The 19977-nt window shown below is 38.8% G+C and carries 24 protein-coding genes and 2 pseudogenes; 25 read left to right on the top strand and 1 reads right to left on the bottom strand.

The window, feature by feature from the left end; translation table 11 throughout:
- Window positions 1–3 precede the first annotated feature (3 nt).
- The 5 genes from yabA to nth all read left to right on the top strand — a co-directional run bounded on the left by yabA (window position 4) and on the right by nth (window position 3019).
- Window positions 4–321 carry a DNA replication initiation control protein YabA gene (gene yabA / locus ABKA15_RS06945; protein WP_003043534.1) on the top strand — a complete coding sequence of 106 codons (318 nt, stop codon included), beginning with the start codon at window positions 4–6 and terminating at the stop codon, window positions 319–321.
- Between the two features lie 2 nt (window positions 322–323).
- The gene (rsmI, locus tag ABKA15_RS06940; RefSeq protein ID WP_049512499.1) at window positions 324–1190 is read left to right on the top strand and encodes a 16S rRNA (cytidine(1402)-2'-O)-methyltransferase; all 867 of its coding nucleotides are present in this window, start codon (window positions 324–326) and stop codon (window positions 1188–1190) included.
- A gap of 2 nt (window positions 1191–1192) precedes the next feature.
- On the top strand, window positions 1193–1699 hold the full coding sequence (locus ABKA15_RS06935) for a methylated-DNA--[protein]-cysteine S-methyltransferase (protein ID WP_049512501.1): 507 nt from the start codon (window positions 1193–1195) through the stop codon (window positions 1697–1699).
- A 19-nt stretch (window positions 1700–1718) separates the two neighbouring features.
- Complete coding sequence (locus ABKA15_RS06930) at window positions 1719–2072, top strand: arsenate reductase family protein (RefSeq protein ID WP_049512503.1); 354 nt, start codon at window positions 1719–1721, stop codon at window positions 2070–2072.
- Window positions 2073–2395: 323 nt separating this feature from the next.
- Complete coding sequence (nth, locus tag ABKA15_RS06925; RefSeq protein WP_049512505.1) at window positions 2396–3019, top strand: endonuclease III; 624 nt, start codon at window positions 2396–2398, stop codon at window positions 3017–3019.
- 24 nt (window positions 3020–3043) lie between these two features.
- Here nth and ABKA15_RS06920 read toward each other — a convergent pair whose 3' ends face one another.
- Window positions 3044–3871 carry an exodeoxyribonuclease III gene (locus ABKA15_RS06920; protein WP_049512507.1) on the bottom strand — a complete coding sequence of 276 codons (828 nt, stop codon included), beginning with the start codon at window positions 3869–3871 and terminating at the stop codon, window positions 3044–3046.
- Window positions 3872–4036: 165 nt separating this feature from the next.
- Here ABKA15_RS06920 and ABKA15_RS06915 point away from each other — a divergent pair, with 165 nt between their 5' ends.
- The 20 genes and pseudogenes from ABKA15_RS06915 (at window position 4037) to ABKA15_RS06820 (ending at window position 19967) form a co-directional block, all read left to right on the top strand.
- On the top strand, window positions 4037–4228 hold the full coding sequence (locus ABKA15_RS06915) for a hypothetical protein (RefSeq protein WP_003043393.1): 192 nt from the start codon (window positions 4037–4039) through the stop codon (window positions 4226–4228).
- Complete coding sequence (locus ABKA15_RS06910; protein WP_039677026.1) at window positions 4228–5115, top strand: replication initiator protein A; 888 nt, start codon at window positions 4228–4230, stop codon at window positions 5113–5115. Before ABKA15_RS06915 ends, ABKA15_RS06910 begins: the two co-directional genes overlap by 1 nt.
- Window positions 5115–5381 carry a thiopurine S-methyltransferase gene (locus ABKA15_RS06905; protein ID WP_049512510.1) on the top strand — a complete coding sequence of 89 codons (267 nt, stop codon included), beginning with the start codon at window positions 5115–5117 and terminating at the stop codon, window positions 5379–5381. Before ABKA15_RS06910 ends, ABKA15_RS06905 begins: the two co-directional genes overlap by 1 nt.
- A 338-nt stretch (window positions 5382–5719) precedes the next feature.
- Entirely contained in the window at window positions 5720–6040 is a 321-nt protein-coding gene (locus ABKA15_RS06900; protein ID WP_049512512.1) for a hypothetical protein, read from the top strand.
- 94 nt (window positions 6041–6134) lie between these two features.
- The gene (locus ABKA15_RS06895) at window positions 6135–6689 is read left to right on the top strand and encodes a hypothetical protein (RefSeq protein WP_049512514.1); all 555 of its coding nucleotides are present in this window, start codon (window positions 6135–6137) and stop codon (window positions 6687–6689) included.
- A 70-nt stretch (window positions 6690–6759) separates the two neighbouring features.
- Window positions 6760–6987 (top strand): hypothetical protein, encoded by a 228-nt coding sequence (locus tag ABKA15_RS06890; protein ID WP_049512516.1) that lies wholly within the window; start codon window positions 6760–6762, stop codon window positions 6985–6987.
- 10 nt (window positions 6988–6997) lie between these two features.
- Window positions 6998–7753: a hypothetical protein gene (locus ABKA15_RS06885; protein WP_049512518.1), complete on the top strand. Its 756-nt coding sequence runs from the start codon at window positions 6998–7000 to the stop codon at window positions 7751–7753.
- Between the two features lie 64 nt (window positions 7754–7817).
- Window positions 7818–8234: a PrgI family mobile element protein gene (locus ABKA15_RS06880; RefSeq protein ID WP_152907022.1), complete on the top strand. Its 417-nt coding sequence runs from the start codon at window positions 7818–7820 to the stop codon at window positions 8232–8234.
- Window positions 8119–10488 (top strand): annotated as a pseudogene (locus ABKA15_RS06875) (VirB4-like conjugal transfer ATPase, CD1110 family). Before ABKA15_RS06880 ends, ABKA15_RS06875 begins: the two are co-directional and overlap by 116 nt.
- Window positions 10489–10505: 17 nt before the next feature.
- A complete protein-coding gene (locus ABKA15_RS06870) occupies window positions 10506–13148 on the top strand; it encodes a phage tail tip lysozyme (RefSeq protein WP_049512520.1) in 2643 nt (880 codons plus the stop codon).
- Window positions 13149–13192: 44 nt separating this feature from the next.
- The gene (locus ABKA15_RS06865; RefSeq protein ID WP_049512522.1) at window positions 13193–13834 is read left to right on the top strand and encodes a hypothetical protein; all 642 of its coding nucleotides are present in this window, start codon (window positions 13193–13195) and stop codon (window positions 13832–13834) included.
- Between the two features lie 13 nt (window positions 13835–13847).
- Window positions 13848–14102, top strand: a complete 255-nt coding sequence (locus ABKA15_RS06860; protein WP_049512525.1) for a hypothetical protein — start codon at window positions 13848–13850, stop codon at window positions 14100–14102.
- A gap of 13 nt (window positions 14103–14115) precedes the next feature.
- Window positions 14116–14934 (top strand): hypothetical protein, encoded by an 819-nt coding sequence (locus tag ABKA15_RS06855; protein ID WP_049512526.1) that lies wholly within the window; start codon window positions 14116–14118, stop codon window positions 14932–14934.
- Between the two features lie 19 nt (window positions 14935–14953).
- The gene (locus tag ABKA15_RS06850; protein ID WP_049512528.1) at window positions 14954–15835 is read left to right on the top strand and encodes an LPXTG cell wall anchor domain-containing protein; all 882 of its coding nucleotides are present in this window, start codon (window positions 14954–14956) and stop codon (window positions 15833–15835) included.
- Between the two features lie 14 nt (window positions 15836–15849).
- Complete coding sequence (locus ABKA15_RS06845) at window positions 15850–16356, top strand: hypothetical protein (RefSeq protein ID WP_049512530.1); 507 nt, start codon at window positions 15850–15852, stop codon at window positions 16354–16356.
- An 87-nt stretch (window positions 16357–16443) separates the two neighbouring features.
- Window positions 16444–16962 (top strand): hypothetical protein, encoded by a 519-nt coding sequence (locus tag ABKA15_RS06840; RefSeq protein ID WP_049512532.1) that lies wholly within the window; start codon window positions 16444–16446, stop codon window positions 16960–16962.
- A 1-nt stretch (window position 16963) separates the two neighbouring features.
- Window positions 16964–18691, top strand: a pseudogene (locus tag ABKA15_RS06835) (VirD4-like conjugal transfer protein, CD1115 family); the annotation flags it as partial.
- A 119-nt stretch (window positions 18692–18810) separates the two neighbouring features.
- Window positions 18811–18990, top strand: a complete 180-nt coding sequence (locus ABKA15_RS06830; RefSeq protein WP_049512538.1) for a hypothetical protein — start codon at window positions 18811–18813, stop codon at window positions 18988–18990.
- Window positions 18991–18992: 2 nt separating this feature from the next.
- A complete protein-coding gene (locus tag ABKA15_RS06825) occupies window positions 18993–19598 on the top strand; it encodes a zeta toxin family protein (protein WP_065428422.1) in 606 nt (201 codons plus the stop codon).
- Window positions 19599–19634: 36 nt separating this feature from the next.
- The gene (locus ABKA15_RS06820) at window positions 19635–19967 is read left to right on the top strand and encodes a hypothetical protein (protein WP_049512540.1); all 333 of its coding nucleotides are present in this window, start codon (window positions 19635–19637) and stop codon (window positions 19965–19967) included.
- Window positions 19968–19977: the final 10 nt, after the last annotated feature.

Genomic DNA, 19977 nt, shown 5'->3' with positions numbered 1-19977 from the left:
AGGATGAATAAAAAAGAATTATTTGATGCCCTTGATGAATTTTCTCAAAATCTGCTTGTTACTTTGGCAGAGGTAGAGGCGATTAAGAAAAATCTGAAAAGTGTGGTGGAAGAAAACGTAGCGCTTCGCTTGGAAAATGATAAATTAAGAGAGCGATTAGGTCAAGTGGAGCACGCAGCAGCACCAAAAACGAAAAGAAATCGAGATAATTTGCGCAAACTCTATGAGGATGGTTTTCATGTGTGCACGGATTTTTATGGGCAACGTCGTGAAAATGATGCAGAATGTATGTTTTGTGATGAATTGCTTTTTAGGGAGTAAGCATGCAGATTCAAAAGAGTTTTAAAGGTCAGTCTCCTTATGGGAAGCTCTATCTGGTGGCTACTCCGATTGGGAATATGGACGATATGAGTATCCGTATGGTGAATACTCTGAAAGAAGTTGACTTCATTGCAGCAGAAGATACCAGAAATACTGGTCTGTTGCTCAAGCATTTTGACATTGCTACGAAGCAGATTAGCTTTCATGAGCATAATGCCAAAGAAAAAATCCCTGATTTGATTCGTTTGCTGAAAAGTGGTCAGGATATTGCGCAGGTTTCGGATGCCGGCTTGCCTAGCATTTCGGATCCAGGGCATGATTTAGTCAAAGCTGCTATTGCTGAGGAAATCGCAGTAGTGACTGTACCTGGTCCCAGCGCAGGTATTTCAGCTTTGATAGCTAGTGGTCTTGCTCCGCAACCTCATATTTTTTATGGATTTTTGCCACGCAAGGCCGGTCAGCAAAAAGAGTTTTTTTCTAATAAAAAAGCCTACCCAGAGACACAGATTTTTTACGAATCTCCTCATCGGGTTAAGGCTACTTTAGAAAATATGCTTAGTATCTATGGAAATCGCTCCGTTGTTCTGGTACGGGAATTGACTAAGATTTATGAGGAATACCAACGTGGCTTGATTTCCGAAGTGATAGACCATATTTCAGAAAATCCGCTTAAGGGTGAATGCTTGCTGATTGTGGAAGGAGCGAGCGAAGAAGCGCTTGATTTGTCGGAAGCGGATTTGTTGGCAGAGATTGATTTTCTAGTAGCAGCAGGAGCAAAGAAAAATCAAGCTATCAAAGAAGTGGCTAAAAAATATGGTTGGAATAAGAGTGAATTATATGCTCGTTATCATGAGCAAGTCAGTGAGTAAAAATGACTTTTTATAAACAAATTTATACTTCCCCTTTAGGAGAAATGTCTTTAGTTGCTGATGAGACAGGGCTGGTTGGAGTCTGGTTTCTCAAGCAGAAATATTTTGAGCGTGGTTTAGAGAAGGCCACGATGCCAGTAAAAAATGATATTCTGAAAAGAACTCGTCTTTTGCTAGATGATTATTTTAGCGGAAAGTATCCAGACTTTTCGAGTCTTCCTTTAGCTATTGTTGGGACGGGTTTTCAACAACGGGTCTGGGCTTATCTGCAAACTATTCCTTATGGGAGAACGGTCACGTATGGTCAGATAGCAAAGGAGTTAGATATTCACTCGGCGCAGGCTGTTGGTAGCGCTGTGGGTAGAAATCCCTTTTCTATCATCGTTCCCTGTCATCGGGTACTGGGAAGTCAAGGGCAATTAACCGGCTATGCTGGGGGATTAGACAAGAAAATATGGCTTTTGGAGCATGAAGGCGTAGAACTTAGCGAGAAAACTTTGGATAAATGATACAAATGGAGGAAATGATATGTTACGATTTATTGAATATCCAAAATGTTCGACCTGTCGCAAAGCCAAGGCTGAATTAAACCGCTTGGGTCTGGACTTTGAAGCAGTAGACATTGTCAAGGAAACACCTAGTAAAGAGGAAATTCTAACTTGGATGAAAAATTCTAATTTAAACATCAAACCTTTCTTCAACACTAGCGGACTCAAATATCGTGAGCTAGGTTTGAAAGATAAACTATCAGGATTGTCCGCAGGAGAAGCCGCAGAGCTTCTAGCAACCGATGGTATGCTCATCAAGCGTCCAATCTTAGAAAAAGACGGAAAAATCCTGCAAATAGGCTACCGCACAGAATATGCAACATTAGATTTGTAAATAAAAAAGAAGTGAGACGACAAAATAGATTTCTTTAAAATCGCAATTGTTGTCCCACTTCTTTTTAAGCTCTCCATTTTGGTATCATTGGTGTTCGTGTTATAATGTTTTTATACACTGAGAAAATCTCTTCAAACCTTGTTAGCTTGATAGTGAGATAGATCTAAAATTTGAAAATGTTAATCGTCAGTCTCTTAATTTAATCATCCAATACAACATATCCCGCTAGATATTTTGTATAGTCTCACTTTGCAAGGTTACTGAACAGTCTGTGAGACTGTTTGATTTTCATTGAATATTAGTAAAAAACGAAAAGAGAAAAAATGGTTTTATCAAAAAAACGTGCGCGAAAGGTGATTGAGGAAATCATCGCACTATTTCCAGATGCAAAGCCTAGTTTGAATTTTACCAATCATTTTGAATTGTTAGTAGCAGTCATGCTGTCGGCTCAAACGACCGATGCAGCAGTCAACACAGTCACACCAGCCCTTTTTAAAGCCTATCCAACTCCACGGGAAATGGCGGCGGCTTCAGAAAGCGAGATTGCCAAGTATATTGCTCGTCTGGGGCTTTATCGCAATAAGGCTAAGTTTTTGAAAAAATGTGCGCAGCAATTGCTCGATGACTTTGATGGTCAAGTTCCTCATACACGGAAAGAATTAGAAAGTTTAGCTGGTGTAGGGCGTAAAACAGCGAATGTGGTCATGAGTGTTGGATTTGGTATTCCTGCTTTTGCAGTGGATACCCATGTGGAGCGAATCTGCAAACACCATGATATTGTCAAAAAGTCCGCTACACCTTTAGAAGTCGAACAACGTGTGATGGAAGTACTACCTAAAAATGAATGGCTTCCAGCTCACCAAGCTATGATTTGCTTTGGTCGTGAAATCTGCCATCCTAGAAATCCTAAATGCGATCAATATCCGCAGTTGTACCATTTTGATTGAAAAAAAGAGGAGAAACCTCTTTTTTTATAACTCAATTTCCAATACAATTGGTGTGTGGTCTTGCCTTGTACCTGAGTCAATCATTTCTGACTTGGTTACTTTATCTGCAATTCGATTGCTGGTCAGCCAGTAATCAATTCTCCAGCCACTGTTATTGATTTTGCTGGTCTTGCTGCGTTGTGCCCACCAGCTGTAAACATTTGGAATATCGCCGTGAATGTAACGGAAAGTATCAGTAAAACCACGATTTAATAGATTAGTAAATCCAGATCGTTCTTCATCTGTAAATCCAGGTGAACGACGGTTGCTAGAAGGATGAGCGAGGTCAATCTCATTGTGGGCTACATTGTAGTCTCCTGTTGCAAGGACAGGTTTTTCTTTGTCTAAAGTTGTTAGATAGTCAGCATATTTTTGATCCCATACTTGGCGTTCTACTAGGCGTTTAAGTCCATCACCTGCATTTGGTGTATAAACTTGTGTAACGAAAAAATTGTCAAATTCCAACGTAATGATGCGTCCCTCGGCGTCCATAGTAGAAGGAGCGCCGATTTCTGGGAAAGTGATGATTGGTGTTAGGTTATTCTTATAGAGAAACATAGTACCGGCATAACCTTTACGAGCAGGCTCGATAGAAGAACGCCAGGTAAGTTGATAATTGGGGAAAAGCTCCTCTAAGATTGTTAAGTGCTTTTTGGTCGGTCCGTTAGCAGATAATTTAGTTTCCTGAATGGCGATAATATCAGCGTCTAATCTTACTAAAGTTTGTAAAACAGCTTGTGACAATTGCGCGCGTGCAGAGTCGCTGGTCAAAGCTGCGTTGAGAGAGTCAATATTCCAAGAAATGAGTTTCATACGGATACCTTTTCTAGATTTATTTTTTCTATTGTATCAAAAAATGACTGGCTAAGCGAGGTATGTGTCCCAAATTGGGAGAATTGAATAAATAATATTGAGAGAACGCAAAAAAGCGTTCTCTATTTTGTTTTTCTCAAAACCAATTTTAGGAGCTATTCTGTTATGAATATGAATCAGAAAAAATTACGTGCTAAACAAAGACAATCAAAGAATATGGTGATTGTAGAACTCATGGAATTGACAGGGTGGTCACGTGATCGTGTTATTGCTTCACTTGGCTATCTTGAAGCTACTAGAATGATAAAATTTCCTGAACAAGGTGGAATCATGCTGAGAGCAGGTGAGGTGAAATAATGGCATACGGAAGAATTTCTTTAGAACAAGCTCTAAACAGTGATAATTTTTATCAACTGCCTAAAGTAATTATTGGTACTAAGTTTTACAGCAAACTAAAAGCAGAAGCCAAATTATTATTCATGCTTTGTAGAGATCGTTTGAGTGTCTCACTTGACAGCACCCGAAAAGGAGATTTGAGGTTTGTGGATGAAGCAGGAGATATCTTTATCTATTACTCCATTGAAGAACTTGCTGAAGATCTTGGTTGTGGTAGAGCGAAAGTTATTAAACTAAAAAAAGAGTTGATCAAATATAGCTTAATTGATGAAGTTAGACAAGGATTAAACAAGGCTAATCGTATCTATGTGAAGAATGTTATTACTGATATTCAAATTCTAAACATGACTTTTGAAGAAGCACAACCTCTCTTAAACCCAGTAAAATCAACGGAAGTCTCAAAATCGAACTTCCAGAAGTTCGAAAATGGAACTTCAAGAAGTACCAAAAACGAACTTCAAGAAGTCTCAAAATCGGACTCAACTTATATTAAAGAGAGTAAGACTAAAAAGAATAAGAATAAAATAATTCTTTCTGAGGATGAGGAGGAATCTCCTTCTCGAAATTTGGAAGAAAAGAACCAAGAATTACTTTCTCGAAAAGTGGATAAAGCGACTCGTTATGATAAGGAGTACATTTGGAATCTGGTTCATGAACAGTTATTAAAAGATAACTTTACAGAGACCACAGTAAGCTATATATTGTTAAATTTTGAAGAGCGTTATCAATATGCTTTAGACAATATGAAATATGCTAGCTCCTCGGAGAGGATTGCTGAATATGTCTATAATGGCTTATTAGCTAGCTATAACAGCATAATTAGAAAACAAAACAAAGGAGTAAACTAATGGCACTTTTTGGAAATAATAAAGAGTCACAAAGAATGGCTGCAATGCGAGAAACTCAAAAACCAGAAGAAGAGCTAGAGATGTTGATTGAGTATTATGATAAAACAACAGAAACGATTTCAATTACATCCAACCTAGAAGAATTACAACAATTGGTTGGTAATTCCTTATCAACTGGAGCCAGTATGAATTTTCCAAGTGCACAACCACCTTTTGTAATCAATCCAAGGTGGGTTAAGAAAGTGACTCTTACAAAAAGGCAGTAGATTCAAAAGGGGAGTCTATGACACTGATTGCATACATTTTAGATTTTTGACCTGAGCATGTCAGAAAACTACTTGTGGCCTTTGAAAACTGAATAGAACGACTGTCCCGATTAGCGTGGCTTGGTATAAAAAGAAGCAGGGGCGGTGTAACGGGAGCTAGAAATGCATATCTAGTGCCTGCCACAGGAACGTAAAAGCATAGCAATCAATGCTATAAGCCAAAGGAGTTTGAGGTGAGCTAGACTATAAACCTTGCGTAAAAAACCACGGCGGAGGTGAAATACCCTCCCAAGATGGCTGCGTAGTTCAGCCTTCCATATCACAAAGGAGAAATCAAAATGAATGGAATCAAAACACAAAAAGACACGGAAGTGACCGTGTCAGATTTAAAAAATTTAGGACGTCAGGGCGACGTGACAGCTCGACTAGATTCAGGCGAGATTATTGAATTGAAAGCAAAGTATGCGATAAGAAAACGCCTGGCAATTGTTGCAGGTCAAGAAACTGAAGCTGAAATAATTGTTTTCTACCCAGAAATTTACAAACAGATAAGAACAGTGAAACGAAGAAATATTCTTATCGCTAGGAAAGTTAAGCACAAGAGAGAGACAATCTTACAGCTCACTGGTAAAGGCTATCACAGACCTAATAACGACTAAAAGGGGGTGTTGATAATACACGAATCATTATTATACCAAAAAAAGTTGTAAAACATGGTATAATAAAATCAAGAAAAGGGAATGGGGTGAGAAGATGACTGAACAAAAAGAATCACTAACAACGACTCAAGAGAAGCCCAAAGATAGACTGGATCAGCTAGTTGATCAGTACAATGCTGCAGTTCGTAAGTATGAACAAGAAACTAGTCCTGAACAAAAGCGAAAAGATTTGAAAGAGTTCCGCAAGCAGCGGAGAAAAGCAAAACGTCAGAACCGAGTTTATCCATGGACGGGTGCATCTTTTTGGGATTTCTTGGTTGGGTTATTCAAGGTTCTTTTTTACAGCCCTATCTTTCTTGTTCTCTTTGCAATTAACTTGTTGAAAATGATTATCGGGGTTTTTATCACTTGGATAGTCGGTAAATTTGCTATTTTATTTCTAGTTTTATTAGTGGGAGGAGCGATTACTTCTTTTTTACCTGATACTGAAAAAAATCTTATTTTTATTGTTGAAGGTCTCCCTAAACTATTTTTTAATATTGGTGGGATAGGAGGTTTCCAACTCTTCCCTGGAGGTATGATTGAAGTTTCTATCATGCTTCTGCTGGCGGTTATTGGCGCTGTTGGCGCTACAATTAACCCTGATTAACAATTATACTTACACTAGACGTCCCAGCTATTAAGAGGCGTCTTTTTCATACTCAAAAGGAGAAAAAATTATGGACACTATCGTACGTATTATTACTGTTGTTGGAGCAATTATCACTGTTTTAGGTCTCACATGGGGCTTGACTGGAGCTTATGATTACTTTGGCGGTCGTCGCAGCCGTGACACTACCCGTCAAGATCAAGGGCTGGAATCTATCATCTCAGGAGGTGCTATGGCAATCATTTCAGGTAGTCTGACAACAGCTATAGTGGCAGCTCTCAACGCCATTGCATTTTAAGGAGTCGCTTATGATTGATACGAATATTATCAATCAATTGACCTCAAGTCTCAGTAAATATAACCCAACACTAAATACTCAGATAATGGCTATCAATCAGTCTTTGTTAGCTGTAGGTTATATTTTATTATCCTTCTTTTTTATGCTAGAAATGCTCTCTTTTTACCAACATTTACGTCTTTCAGGTGGAGGAATTACTGTAAGAACCTGGTTAGAGGTTGGGATTAAATACCTTTTTGCTTTTGTTTTAATCACCTATTCTAGCCAAATCTTTGATGCAATTCTATGGTTGACAAATGCAACTATTCATCTGGTCGCAACGAACAAGAATATTACCTATGAATTTGTTGAACCAACTAAAGGAAACTGGTTTTTTAAACGTATTATTTCATTTATCGGAGGTAGTACTGAATTTATTACAAAAGTTACTGTCAATATCCTTGTTATGTTACGCTTTATTGAAATGTACCTACTCAAAGCTATTGCACCTGTTATCGTGGCTTTCTTTATGTCAGATGCTTTTCGAGGCATTGCGAAAAATGTCATTATGACCTTTGCGTCGGTGGCGCTACAAGGGTTGGTATTGATTGTGCTTTGTGCCATCTATCCCCTAGTGATTCAGGATGATTTGTTTAAAGTCACTATGACTGGATTTTGGGGAAATTTTGTGGCTTCCTTCGCTTCTATTGCCAAAGGAATTGTCTTTATTTTTCTTCTGATTGGAAGCAGTCGCAAAGCCAGGAGCTTATTAAACGTAATGGGTTAAGTTATTAGTCAGGACAGGAGTTCTGACTTTTTTATTTCCCTGCATTTTGGATAAAGGAGACCGTATGAATAAATTAGGCAGTGAATTTTTGAAAGAAGTCAAAAATTATGAACGGAGTATCATTGGCGGATTTACTTTTCGCCATATAGTCATGCTGACAGGTGTTGTTTTAGCGACTATTCTAGCAGCAGGAATCATTTTATTAGGCTTACCTGATATTTTGCATTATATTATCCTCCCTATTATTTTGATTCCCTTTATGATTTTTGGACTAAAACAAGAGGAACGATTGAAAGATATGTTGACTTTTAGGCTAACCATTCAAGAAAGAGCCTATCAAACTGAATTTGAAAGTGAGGAACCTTATGGTAAATTTACCATTTCTCAAGAAAAAGGGGTCAACGAGTTTGACCCCATCCCAACAGGAGAGGGGGAAGCGTCTCAAACGAACAATGAAGCCCTCAACACAAAATACAATTGATTATGAGCTACTCTTTGAGGATGGGCTTATGTATATTGATGGGAGTGAATATTCCCAGACTTTTCGGCTCGGTGATGTGAATTACATCACTGCAGGTGAGGAAGAAAAGGTTGATATTGTTGATTTTTACGCTGGAGCTTTGAACAGTCTCAACTCAGATAATGGCTATCAACTTCTTATCATCAACCGTCAGGTCGATAGTAACCTATTAACCAATATCACCTATGACGCCGAAGGAGATGGTTATGACGACTACAGATAAGAATATAATGATTTGATTGAGCACCGCTTTGCTTATGACCAAAATAATTTTACAGTAGAAAAATTTATTACCGTCACAACGTCAGCCTTTGACCGTAAAATGGCTAAGCGTCAACTGAAAGATGTGGAGACGAATTTGCGTAACCAATTTCAAGGGGTTGAGGTTACACTAACTGCACAGACGGGCAGCGAACGCCTCAATATCTTTTCTGATCTGCTTCGTGGGAATCCTTATCTCAACTTGGATTATCAAGATTTGGTCATTTCAGGATTGAAGACAAAGTCCTTTGTAGCCCCTAATCGGATTCGATTTTTTGAAAACTATATGATGATTGATGATAAGTTTGCCAAAATTATGTTTATCCGTCAATATCCCTCATTCCTTAATGATGGAATTGTTAAATCTTTAACAGATACAGGAATTGAACTGGCCATCTCTATCAATGCTAAGCCTTATGATATTGGTGAAGCAGTGAAAGATATTAACACAGCAGAAAGCAATGTCAAGCTGGATATGATTAAATCAATGCGCCGAGGTTTCTCGGAAGGGATTCCTGAAGATTTTGCTATCGGTGGAGTTGCCAGTGAAACCAATGAAGCAGCTAAGCGTTGGCGTAAAGAAGTACAAGATAATGATCAGAAAATCTTTTCAGGAGTGATTTGTGTCTTTTTTAAAGCGGACAGCTTAGAACAACTAAATGAATATAGTAACCGTGTCAAAACAGCTGGTCGTAAACATGTGGTAGATTTTGAAGATATTTATTATCATCAAGAAGAGGCTTTAAACACGGTCTTACCTATCGGACGTTGTTTTTTAGACGTGAAAAAGTCCCTTATGCGTGATATGACCACTTCAAATATCGCAACCCAAGTACCTTTTACCAATGTAGATTTACAATCTACATCAAAAAGGGCGATATATTATGGTCAAAACCAACTATCCAATAATATTATTACAGTTGACCGTAAGCGAGACCTTAATACAGGCTCTGGCGTTGTGTTGGGATCTTCTGGTTCTGGTAAGTCTGTTACGGTTAAAGCAGGTGAGATTATTCCAACTATTTTAAAATATCCTGAAGACCGTGTAATTATTGTTGACCCAGAAGATGAATACTCTGATATTGGTCGTGAATTTGGTGCCCAACTCATTGATATTTATGTAGGGTCAAACACTCACTTGAACCTCATGGACTTACCAGATGAAGATAGTTTATCTTCAGATGATACAGACCCAATCGGTCAAAAATCTAACTTGATTATGGGATTGTTTGAAAACATCTTGACAGAAGTTACAGACGAGGAGTTCTCTATTATTGACCGTGTTACTCATCTTTGTTATGAGAAAATTACAGACAGAACGCCAACGCTTAAAGATTGGCATGTTATCTTGAAGCAACAGCCTGAGCAAGAAGCACAAAATCTTGCGCTTAAATCAGAATCCTATGCAACGGGATCTCAGGATGTCTTCTCGTATGAGACAAACGTTGATATGGAGAGTCGCTTCGTTATTTTTAACCTGAAGAAACTCTCTGGAAAACTCAAACCATTTGCCCTCATGGTTATCCAAGACTATATCTGGAACCAGGTAGTCAATAACCAGGGAAAACTTACGACACATATTTATTTTGATGAAATGCAGCTGCAGTTTACTACAGATAATCAGGCGCAGTTCTTTACAGAATTATACTCACGTGTCCGCAAGTATGGAGCAATCCCAACAGGGATCACTCAAAATGTAGAGACTCTTATGTCACGTGAAGAAGGTCGTAAGCTGCTTTCAAATAGTGAATTTATTATTCTGTTGAAGCAAAAGCCAACAGATTTGAAAGTTCTGGCTGACACCATTCACTTAACACCTGCTCTTTTACGCTATGTAGCTAAACCAAAGGCTAAGGGGACAGGTTTAATTGTGGCTGGATCAACAGTTGTACCATTTGAAAATCCTATTCCAAGAGGAACAAAACTTTTCAATTTAATTGCTACAGACGCTTAGAAAAGTGAGGTGGCAGATTGACGGAACATAAAAAAACACGTGGCTTTCGAGAACGTCGTCAGGCTGTCAAGGAAGCCACCCAAGAGGCATTAAATACTTATAATGCTAAAGAATCTAAGTTTGCTATGAAGGATGCCTATAAAGAGGCTAAAGAGACTCAAAAAGCGGAAAAGAAACTCTATAAGTTGGTCAAAAAGCGCAAGCAACATTACGGTTTGAAAGTCTCTCCCAAAGATAAGGAAGCTTGGAAGCGAGCTAAGCAGGATAAACGGATTGCTAAAAAGGTTTATGTCAAAACAGCGGAAAAATCAGGTGGCACAGTAGGACAAAAGTTTCGACGTGGGACTTATCGGGCGTCTAAACAACTTGTTCGCTCAAACCTTGAGAACGCCGCTTCTCAAGATGAAACCCTCGGCGCAGTGGCAGAGGGCAGACGAAAAATTCGTAACTTTCATTATCAAAAAGATAGTGCCAAAAGTGCGGTTAAAGCAGGTGGAAATTTAGGAAAATGGACGATACAGAAAAGCTATGGCCTTACTAATCGAGGCTATAATTTTGTCCGAGGTCGAGGTTTTACAAGGACACCATTTCAGGAAAGCTGGCAAGGTAAATTGGCTAAACGTTATCGTAACTTTACAGTCAGATTTAAAGCCTCTAAGACTGGTAAAGTGACACGTGGAGCGGGTCGAGGGATTGACTTACTAACTAAGCCTCTTCGTACGGTTTTACATAATCCCTTATCTGCTAAGAGTTATATTATCATGTTCTTAGCAGCAGTCATCGTTGCCCTTGTCGGTGTTTTAGGTGGAAGCTCTACGGTTTCTCAAGATGAGTTCAAACTCAACCAAGCTTGGCTTTATTTCTCTCAGCTGGATAGAGAAAACTCAAATTCTAGAGTTGATTATTGGTCAGACATTGATTCAGTCATGACTTATATGAATTATCGTTATGGTGATTATGATTTGAAAGGAAAATGGGATGATGGTATTAACTCTAATCAAGCTGGAGCAGACCATAACAAAACTTATGAGAATGCCTTAACCAGTCTTTGGAATGGTATGAATCAGGAGACAGACCATCTTAAAACAATGAAAGACTTGTATAGTAAGAAGTCAAAAATTGCTTGGGCTATCTTACCAAAAGATGACCGTGAAGATTATGAAGAACTATTAGAAAGTGCTCAAACAGATGGCTATTATACTTACCTGCAGGAATTAGACAATCCATTCTATACGGATAAAGATGAGGCACATTATAATAGCCCCTTGCGTATTATCAAACGTTTTGGCTATACCAGTAAAAGCAAGATCTACCAAGGTTCTGTTCTTCAGGCAAATACAGGGCAGCAGCTTTTGGCGGTCATGTCTGGGACGGTTAAAGTTTCAGGTGCTGATGTCACGATTGAAACCAAGGAATCTAAATTCACTTACAAAGACGTATCAGGTATCCGTTTCAAGACAGGAGATACCGTTGAACAAGGTACGTTTATTGGAACTGTTAAGAGTAGCACTGGTCAGGAAGTTTATTACCAGAAACAAGAAGAAAAGGCGACGAAAAAGCAAAAAGCTAAATGGACGTATGTAAACGTCGGTTTTTACTTCCAACTAGTGAACTATACACAAACGACTTCTGTTTTAACAGATTTGAATTTGTCTGGAGATTTAGCCCAACGTTCTAGAGCTGTACGGGATTTCATTAAAAAGAAAATTCCGAATGCGACGGATAATGGGATTGCGGCAATGTTAGGAAATTTTGCGACTGAGAGCGGCATTAAGGCTAAACGAGCAGAAAGCGATTATTTAAGTCCGCCAGTCGGGGCAACCGAACAGTCTTGGGATGATGAAAATTGGCTCAATATGGGTTTTGCTCAAGGAGCCAGTGTTGGCCCTCTAGTTATTCACCGTGGCTTAGGACTTGGCATGTGGACAGATACTTCGGATGGAGCAATTAGAAATACACTTCTTAGAAACTATGCAAAGACAAAAGGAAAGAAGTGGTATGACCTAGAAACACAAATAGACTTCATGCTAGAAGGAGATAATCCTTATTATATCCGCATTTTGAAATCTATTTTGACAAGCAGCGAAAATGTCAATACTTTAACCACACGTTTTTTAAGCCAATGGGAGGGGAATGCTGGAGATAAGCTTGCCCAACGTCAAAATAATGCGAAACAAATGCTGACGTATTTCAAGCAAACCATCAAAGGAAGTGGAACAGAGGCCTCTTCTTGGAATTTCCCAAGCGGTTGGGAAAGTAAATTGGCTTTTGGGAAGCCTTCAACGACTTCAATGACAACACAGCCAGGCAATAACTACCCAGTTGGTCAATGTACTTGGTATGTGGCGAACCGACTCGTGGAAACAGGAACGGTTGGCAATGCCCTTTCAAGTAATAACGGCAATGGTCAAGATTGGGTGAGGAATTTAGTTGCTAAAGGCTGGAGATTCAGTACAACTCCTACCCCTGGAGCTGTTTGTTCGACAGCTGGTGGATTTGACTTCACTACAGTGGCTTATGGGCACGTAGCTTTTGTTGAGGCTGTCAATCATGACGGAACCTTCTTAATTTCAGAATGTAATTATTTGGGAGTCCAAGACAAAGTTCATTATCGTGTTCTATCAAATCAGGCGTACTATACTTTTGCAACACCAAAATAAATAGAAAGGAGCAGCGGTAGTCGAAAATCTACCGCTTTTCAATCATGTTAGATATTCAAAAAGTAAAATTTTTCAAAATTTTAGCTACTGTTCTGGGAATTGTGTTGATTTTCTTGATTGGTTTTGGTTTTGGAGCAAGGGGACAATCTCAAAGTTCTCCAAAGACTATAACCAAGAAATCAACTACAACTAAGAATAGTAAAACACAAGACGGTTCATTAACACAAAATTATGTAGAGGATTTTCTGATGGTTTACTATACTAAGAAAGACCTGGGAGAAAATCGCAATCGTTACAAAGAATACATGACAGACGCAATGTATAATCAGGCAGTTTCTCTAGAGAACGAACCAACTACACAAACCTATAAGGGTTATGTGGTGGACTTTGAGTATCGAAGCTCTAAGATTTACTTGGATACAAAAGAGAATGTAGCGCTGGTTAGCGTGACTTATACCAATACGCTTTTGGCCAAGAAAAACGACTACTCACAGTCTCAAAACACTACCAATACAGCTACTTTACGATTGAGTTTTTCTAAAATGAAGAACAAATTTTTAGTAAACCGTATGGAAAGTATTATTTTGGTGGATGCTAATAACAGTAATGACTATGCAAGCGTCAATACTCAAAAGACTTCTGATGATGCAACACCTCCATCAGAAAGTAATTCAGAAACAAAATAAAGGAGATTATAAAATGGCACAAAAAAACCTTAAAGACCGTTTGGCTGAAAAAGAAGAAGCACTGCAGAAAGCGGAAGAAAAGAAAAACTTCTATGCCAAGCGAGTAGCTAAACTCAAAGACGAAGTGAAAAACCTCAAGACGGAACGTACTCTGGCACTTCTTTCGGAACGTGATCTGGATTTGGATGACTTGGAACTGTTTGCAGATGAAATTAAATCACTTAAAAAGGCGTCTGAAACGTCTTCAGAACCTTCTTCCTCATACTAGGAGGTGAAGATAGATGACTTTTAAAATCATAGATGTCAACACCTTACATAGCCAACTGGTAACCAATCGTGACGAGTTGCTCAATCAATTGGAAATCAGAGAGAAACGCTGTAAAGCATTAGGTGAAACGGAAAGCTATTTGATTGAACATCTAGACCGTGATGATTCAGTGATGGAAAATCTTGAGTTTAACCTACCATACGATGGAATAATTGATGACTTGCTGAAGGACTTTGGTTTCAAGCGTCCTAGCAAAACAAATCCTCTGAGTACATTAACTAAGACTTCAGGAAAATCGCTTAAAAATGCCTCAGAATCGCCCTCTCAGCACCAACTATCTTCCTCACCTAGTTCAACAAGACAAAAACGGTCACTGCTTGCCCTGTTGAGTTTGCTTGTTGCGATTGTTAGCTTAATCTTTGCCAGTCTGTCCTTTAGTCAGATAACTAGCTTAAAGACGATGAATCAATCTCTAACTAAGCAGGTGAAAATGCTTCAAACTTTTGAGAAAGAAAAAACTGCTATTGATGTATTTGACCGTTATTTCATACCTAGTTACTATGCGAATACTAGAAAAGCTGTTAGCGATTTTGTTACAGAAGATTTGAAAGAAACTATTAACGTTTCAGAGGGTACCCTCCAATCGGTGATTCTGGAAGGTATCACTAAAAAAGGTAATAGCTATACCGTTACCTATGTATTAGTTGTTAAAGATAACAAGGAGAATCGAGCAAATGTCCGCTTGACCTATTCCCTTAAAAAATCTGTTAAAGCTCCTTATGGTTATCTTATAACTACACAACCGAAAACTCAAAAATATCCGAATAACTAATAGAAAAGGAAAAATTATCATGAAAAAAACATCATTTATTGCACTTATTACACTCTCTAGCTTGGTTCTTAGTCAAGTGGCTGCCTTTGCGGACGAAGGGACACCCCCCGTTGATTCAACAGCCAGTGTTGTTGTCACACCTACGCAACCTTCATCAACTCCTTCAGAGACTAATCCTACACCTACCATCCCACCCGTTGACAATACAGCAACACCAAATGTAACACCCTCTATACCTGATGCTAGTACAGACCCAACAACTCCAAGTACTACAGAACCAAGTAAAGATGATGCGGTATTACCAAAAGATTCTTCTTCAACTGTAGAACCTAGTACAGATAAGCAAGACTCAACAACATCGCCATCTGAAGATACCACACAAAAACCATCTGACCAGCCAAACCAAACTGATACGACAGATAAGCAGGATACAACAACTATAGATAATAAGACAGTGACTGTTCCAACGGTTGATGGCGGAAAAACAACCTTAACCCCAAGTGTAGATGTACCGACTAATAATCCTAACGTATCTGCCCAAACAGCTGTCAATGCAGGGGGAAGTCAAGTTGGTACAACTTCACAAGTGACAGGGCAAATTGTTCAGAACGTAACTCCAGCTGCTCCAGTTTACACTAATACTGGTTATCAAATTGTCTCAACCCTGAATAGTCAGGTAGTTGTAGCTTATGCGGACGGTTCCAGAGCTACAGTCAGTCCAGAAGAAGTTGGAGGGACAGTGAATGCAGATAAAACAATCTCTGTTCAGACTGCTTCAGGGGAAATGAAGACCCTACCATCAACAGGGGATGAGTTAGGATTATTGGCCAGTTTCAGCGGATTTGTTCTTCTGATTGGCGCTTGGCTGCTTCGCAAAAAGAACGGTGCAGATAAGGCCTAAAAGAAGGTAAGGAAGTGACAGACTTAAAGGGGCTTACTGAAAAGGAATTTAATCAGCTGAAGCCAAAAGCAGTTTATCCAACAGTAACAGAAGATTTACAAGAAGAGCTGACGTTTTCTCAAAAGACTTCTAAGGAACTGGAAACAGGCTATGAAGGCTTAAGGAAAGTTATTTTTAAAGGTCTTCTTAGACATCAAGTCACACTACGAGACATTCCTCAAACATTGCGAATGAACCCTATTGAGAATAATGGTTATTTCTGTGTAGTGGCTCATCGTTATGCAAGTGGTAGTGGTGACATCGATTATTTAACGGAAGTGTTATCAACGATGTATGAGGATGCTGTTTATGGTGTTTCAAGTGGTGTCATTAACCATACTGAGTTTTACGAGTTGATTTTTAGTTGGTTAAACTATCTTGACTATGATAAAATAGAGTTCAAAGGAGATGACGATTTTGAGCGCTATTTTCAAGAACAAAAAGCAAGACACAAAGAGTATTTTGAAGCTTTCTGGATATGAAAGACAGACACATTTACTCAATCAGCAGTTCTTAATGAAGAGCTGCTTTTTTAAATGAATGAGACTAATTTATGGAAAGGAGACTAAATGGAACAGGACAGAGTAGTTTTTCAACTGTCTAATGCTTCTAAAGTGACAGGAGAAACTATTTTAAAAGCCCTTTGGGCTATAATTCAATATGCTCATGAAAAACATGAGTACAACAAAAATAATCAGAATTTTATTGGTGAGACGAACTATAATCAATTCATGGCAACTAACACTAATAAAGATATGCTGATACTGGAAAATAAAGATATTCATATAGGAAAACTGAAAGAATATCTTAATGAAAAAGGCATTGGATTTACTACCAAAGCAGGGGCAGAAAAAGGGACGACAACCTTATTATTTGACGTTAAAAATAAGATTTTGGTTGAAGGAACAGTAGATAAAGTAATCAAAGAATTGACTTCAAATCCACAAAAGGCTGCTGAAAAGTTAGGGAAAAAATTTCCTACTCGGACAGTTGCAGAAAAAATAGCGTACTTTAAAGAACACGTCAAATATGGAGGTATTGGAACACCGCTTAAAGGAAAAGGTAAAAAGAAAGGAAGTGTGAAATGATATGCCACGGAAAAGAAAGCATTTATTACCTTATATCATTTTAGGCTTGCTCTTCTTTTATGGTTTTCATTGGCTGGTCAAACTTTATCAGTCAGCTCCAGGAGTAACCGACCCCCTCAATCCGTTTTCTAAATATGCATGGGTTATCAATCATCTAGAGACCAAAAATTGGTTAGACCTTCAGTTTAATCAATTCTCACTTATTGGTGGGGCGCTTGGTTTTGTACTTCCTTTTTTCATCTACCTACGAGTGGGTGATAATGGGGTGTATCGTCACGGAGAAGAAAGAGGATCAGCTCGGTTTGCGACGGTAAAAGAGATTGCTACATTCAGAGATAAAGTATTTGAGAACAATATGATTCTTACAAAGAATGGATTTGTTGGCCTATTTAATAAACTTTTACCATATGATAAACAACTGAATAAAAATACGCTGGTTGTGGGGCTTCCTGGAGACGGGAAAACACAAAATTATGTGAAACCTAATCTTATGCAGATGAACGGCAGTTATATTGTTACAGATCCCAAGGGCTTGCTTGTTCATGAAGTCGGAAGTCTGTTAGCTAAAAATGGTTATAAAATTAAAGTTTTTGACTTAGTTCACCTGGCTAATTCCAATACCTTTAACATCTTTAACTACATGAAATCGGAGTTAGATATTGATCGTGTGACTGAAGCCATTGTTGACGGGACAAAGAAAACAGATAATCAGGGAGAAAACTTTTGGTTGACTGCTGAACTCTTATTGACTCGTGCTTTGATTGGTTATCTGTATTTTGATAGTCAACTAGATGATTACACCCCTAATCTGTCTATGGTAGCGGATATGATGAGAAATATTAGACGAACAAACGAAGAGCAGCCTAGCCCTGTTGAACAAATGTTTGAAGAATTAGAGGAGCGTTTACCAGGCAACTATGCTTACAAGCAATGGGCCTTATTTAACTCTAATTTTGAAGCAGAGACACGTATGGGGGTCACTACTCAGGTGGCGACTCGTTATTCTATTTTTGACCATACGGACGTGGCCAAAATGATTGCAGAAGACACAATGGATATTGACCGCTGGAATATTGAAAAGACGGCGGTCTTTATTGCCATTCCTGAAACTAATAAGTCCTTTAACTTCTTGGCTTCCCTTTTATTTGCGACAATCTTTGAAGAATTGACCCACGGTGCGGACGCTATTCTTCAAGGGGAACGTCCAGGTTTATCTGCAACTGACCTTTTGCACGTGCAAGTCATTATTGATGAGTTTGCGAATATCGGGAAAATTCCTAACTTTAACGAAGTTTTGGCGTCAGTTCGTAGCCGTGAAATTTCAATCAAAATTATTATTCAAGCAATCAATCAGCTTAAATCGCTTTATAATAAGGATTGGGAAACTATTTTTAATAACTGTGCTTGTCACCTGTTCTTGGGAACAAATGATAAGGATACCATGAATTACTATTCAACGCGTGCAGGAAAACAGACGATCAATCAAAAACAATATTCTGAGTCACGAGGAAGAAATCGCTCCAGTTCCTTCAGCGAACAAACTCAACAACGTGAACTCATGACCCCTGATGAGGTAGCTCGTATTGGTGTAGATGAAGCCTTACTGTTTCTATCCAAACAAAACGTTTTGAAAGATAAGAAGTTCTACGTTAAAGATCATAAAAACGCTCAATTCTTATCGAATAGTCCTCAAGATGACAACTGGTACACCTATGAGCGCCGTATGGATGGGACAGATGATTGGTATGAAAATGTGGATCAGACAGAATTTGTTGACCTTCAGATTGAGGAGAATGTGGCTTAATGTGGTATAATAGACTTATCTAAAAGAAAGTGAGGACTTGCTTCATGGCAAATGAACTGAATCAATTTTTTGAAATGGTAAGAAGCCTTGAAACGGCTGACTTGTATCAGTTGTTTATCCAGGAGACAGACCCAGAAAAACAAGCCTTCTATAAAGCTATGTATGACTACAGTATGCAAGCTCATCAACGTGAAGTAATTGCCCGCCCTGATTTTGTGAGATAGGTATGAGACCACGCTATATTATTGTAGCTGGCGTCAACGGCGCTGGCAAAAGTACACTTTACAGCTCGCAACCCTGGCTTTTTGAAGGGACAAGGCGAATCAATGCGGACGAATGGCTCAAAGCAAACGGTGGTGACTGGCGTAGCCCTGCAGATAATGTGAAAGCAATGAGGGCAGTTCTGAAAGATTTGAAACAGGCTCTGGAAAAAGGTGAATCTATTCATCAAGAAACCACTCTAGCAGGAACGGGCAAGCCATTCTTAAACTTGATAGATAAGGCACATGCCAAAGGATACGAAGTTACTGTTTTATATGTTACTTTAGATAGTCCAGAAACAGCTATTGATCGGGTGGCAGATAGAGTTAAAAAGGGAGGTCACGGCGTTGATGAAGACCTTATTCGTAAGCGTTATGACCGCTCAAAAGAGAATCTCAAGGTGATTGCTGAGGTTGCGGACAATGTCTTGATGTTTGATAACTCTAAAGCCTTCACCCAAACCTATGAACGTCGAGGGAATCACATTCTCTATGATATTCGTAAAACACAAACGCAACCAACTAAAAATCAAAACCAACATAAAGATAATACACAATCAAAGCACTTGTAAGATTTACAAGCGCTTTTCTTATTGAGGAGAAAAAGTATGATGACAGAAACAACCTTATTAACTCCAGAACTCTATGGTATCGGCTGTTTTGAGGGGATAGAAGCCCTCTATCCAATTCATGTCTTAGCAGATGCTATTAAGAAATTGGTACTTACTAAAACCATTACAGAAGAAACCTCATCTGCAGAGATTAGAACTCAGTTAGCAGTGGAAGTGATGAAAGAGCTGACTTATCCTGATTTTAAATCTCTAAGAGGGTATCTATTTGCTTATCGACGCCATAAGCCATCTATTAGAGCAGAATCTTTAGCGCTGACTCCTGAACTTTTCCATCTCTTGCAGGAAAAACCAGAGGCTTACTTTAACTAGGAGGGATAAC

The sequence above is a fragment of the Streptococcus sp. KHUD_010 genome, assembly GCF_040207525.1.
Lineage (GTDB): Bacteria > Bacillota > Bacilli > Lactobacillales > Streptococcaceae > Streptococcus > Streptococcus hominis.
The sequence above is the reverse complement of the archived record's forward strand: the minus strand, read 5'-3'. Positions and strand labels throughout refer to the sequence as shown.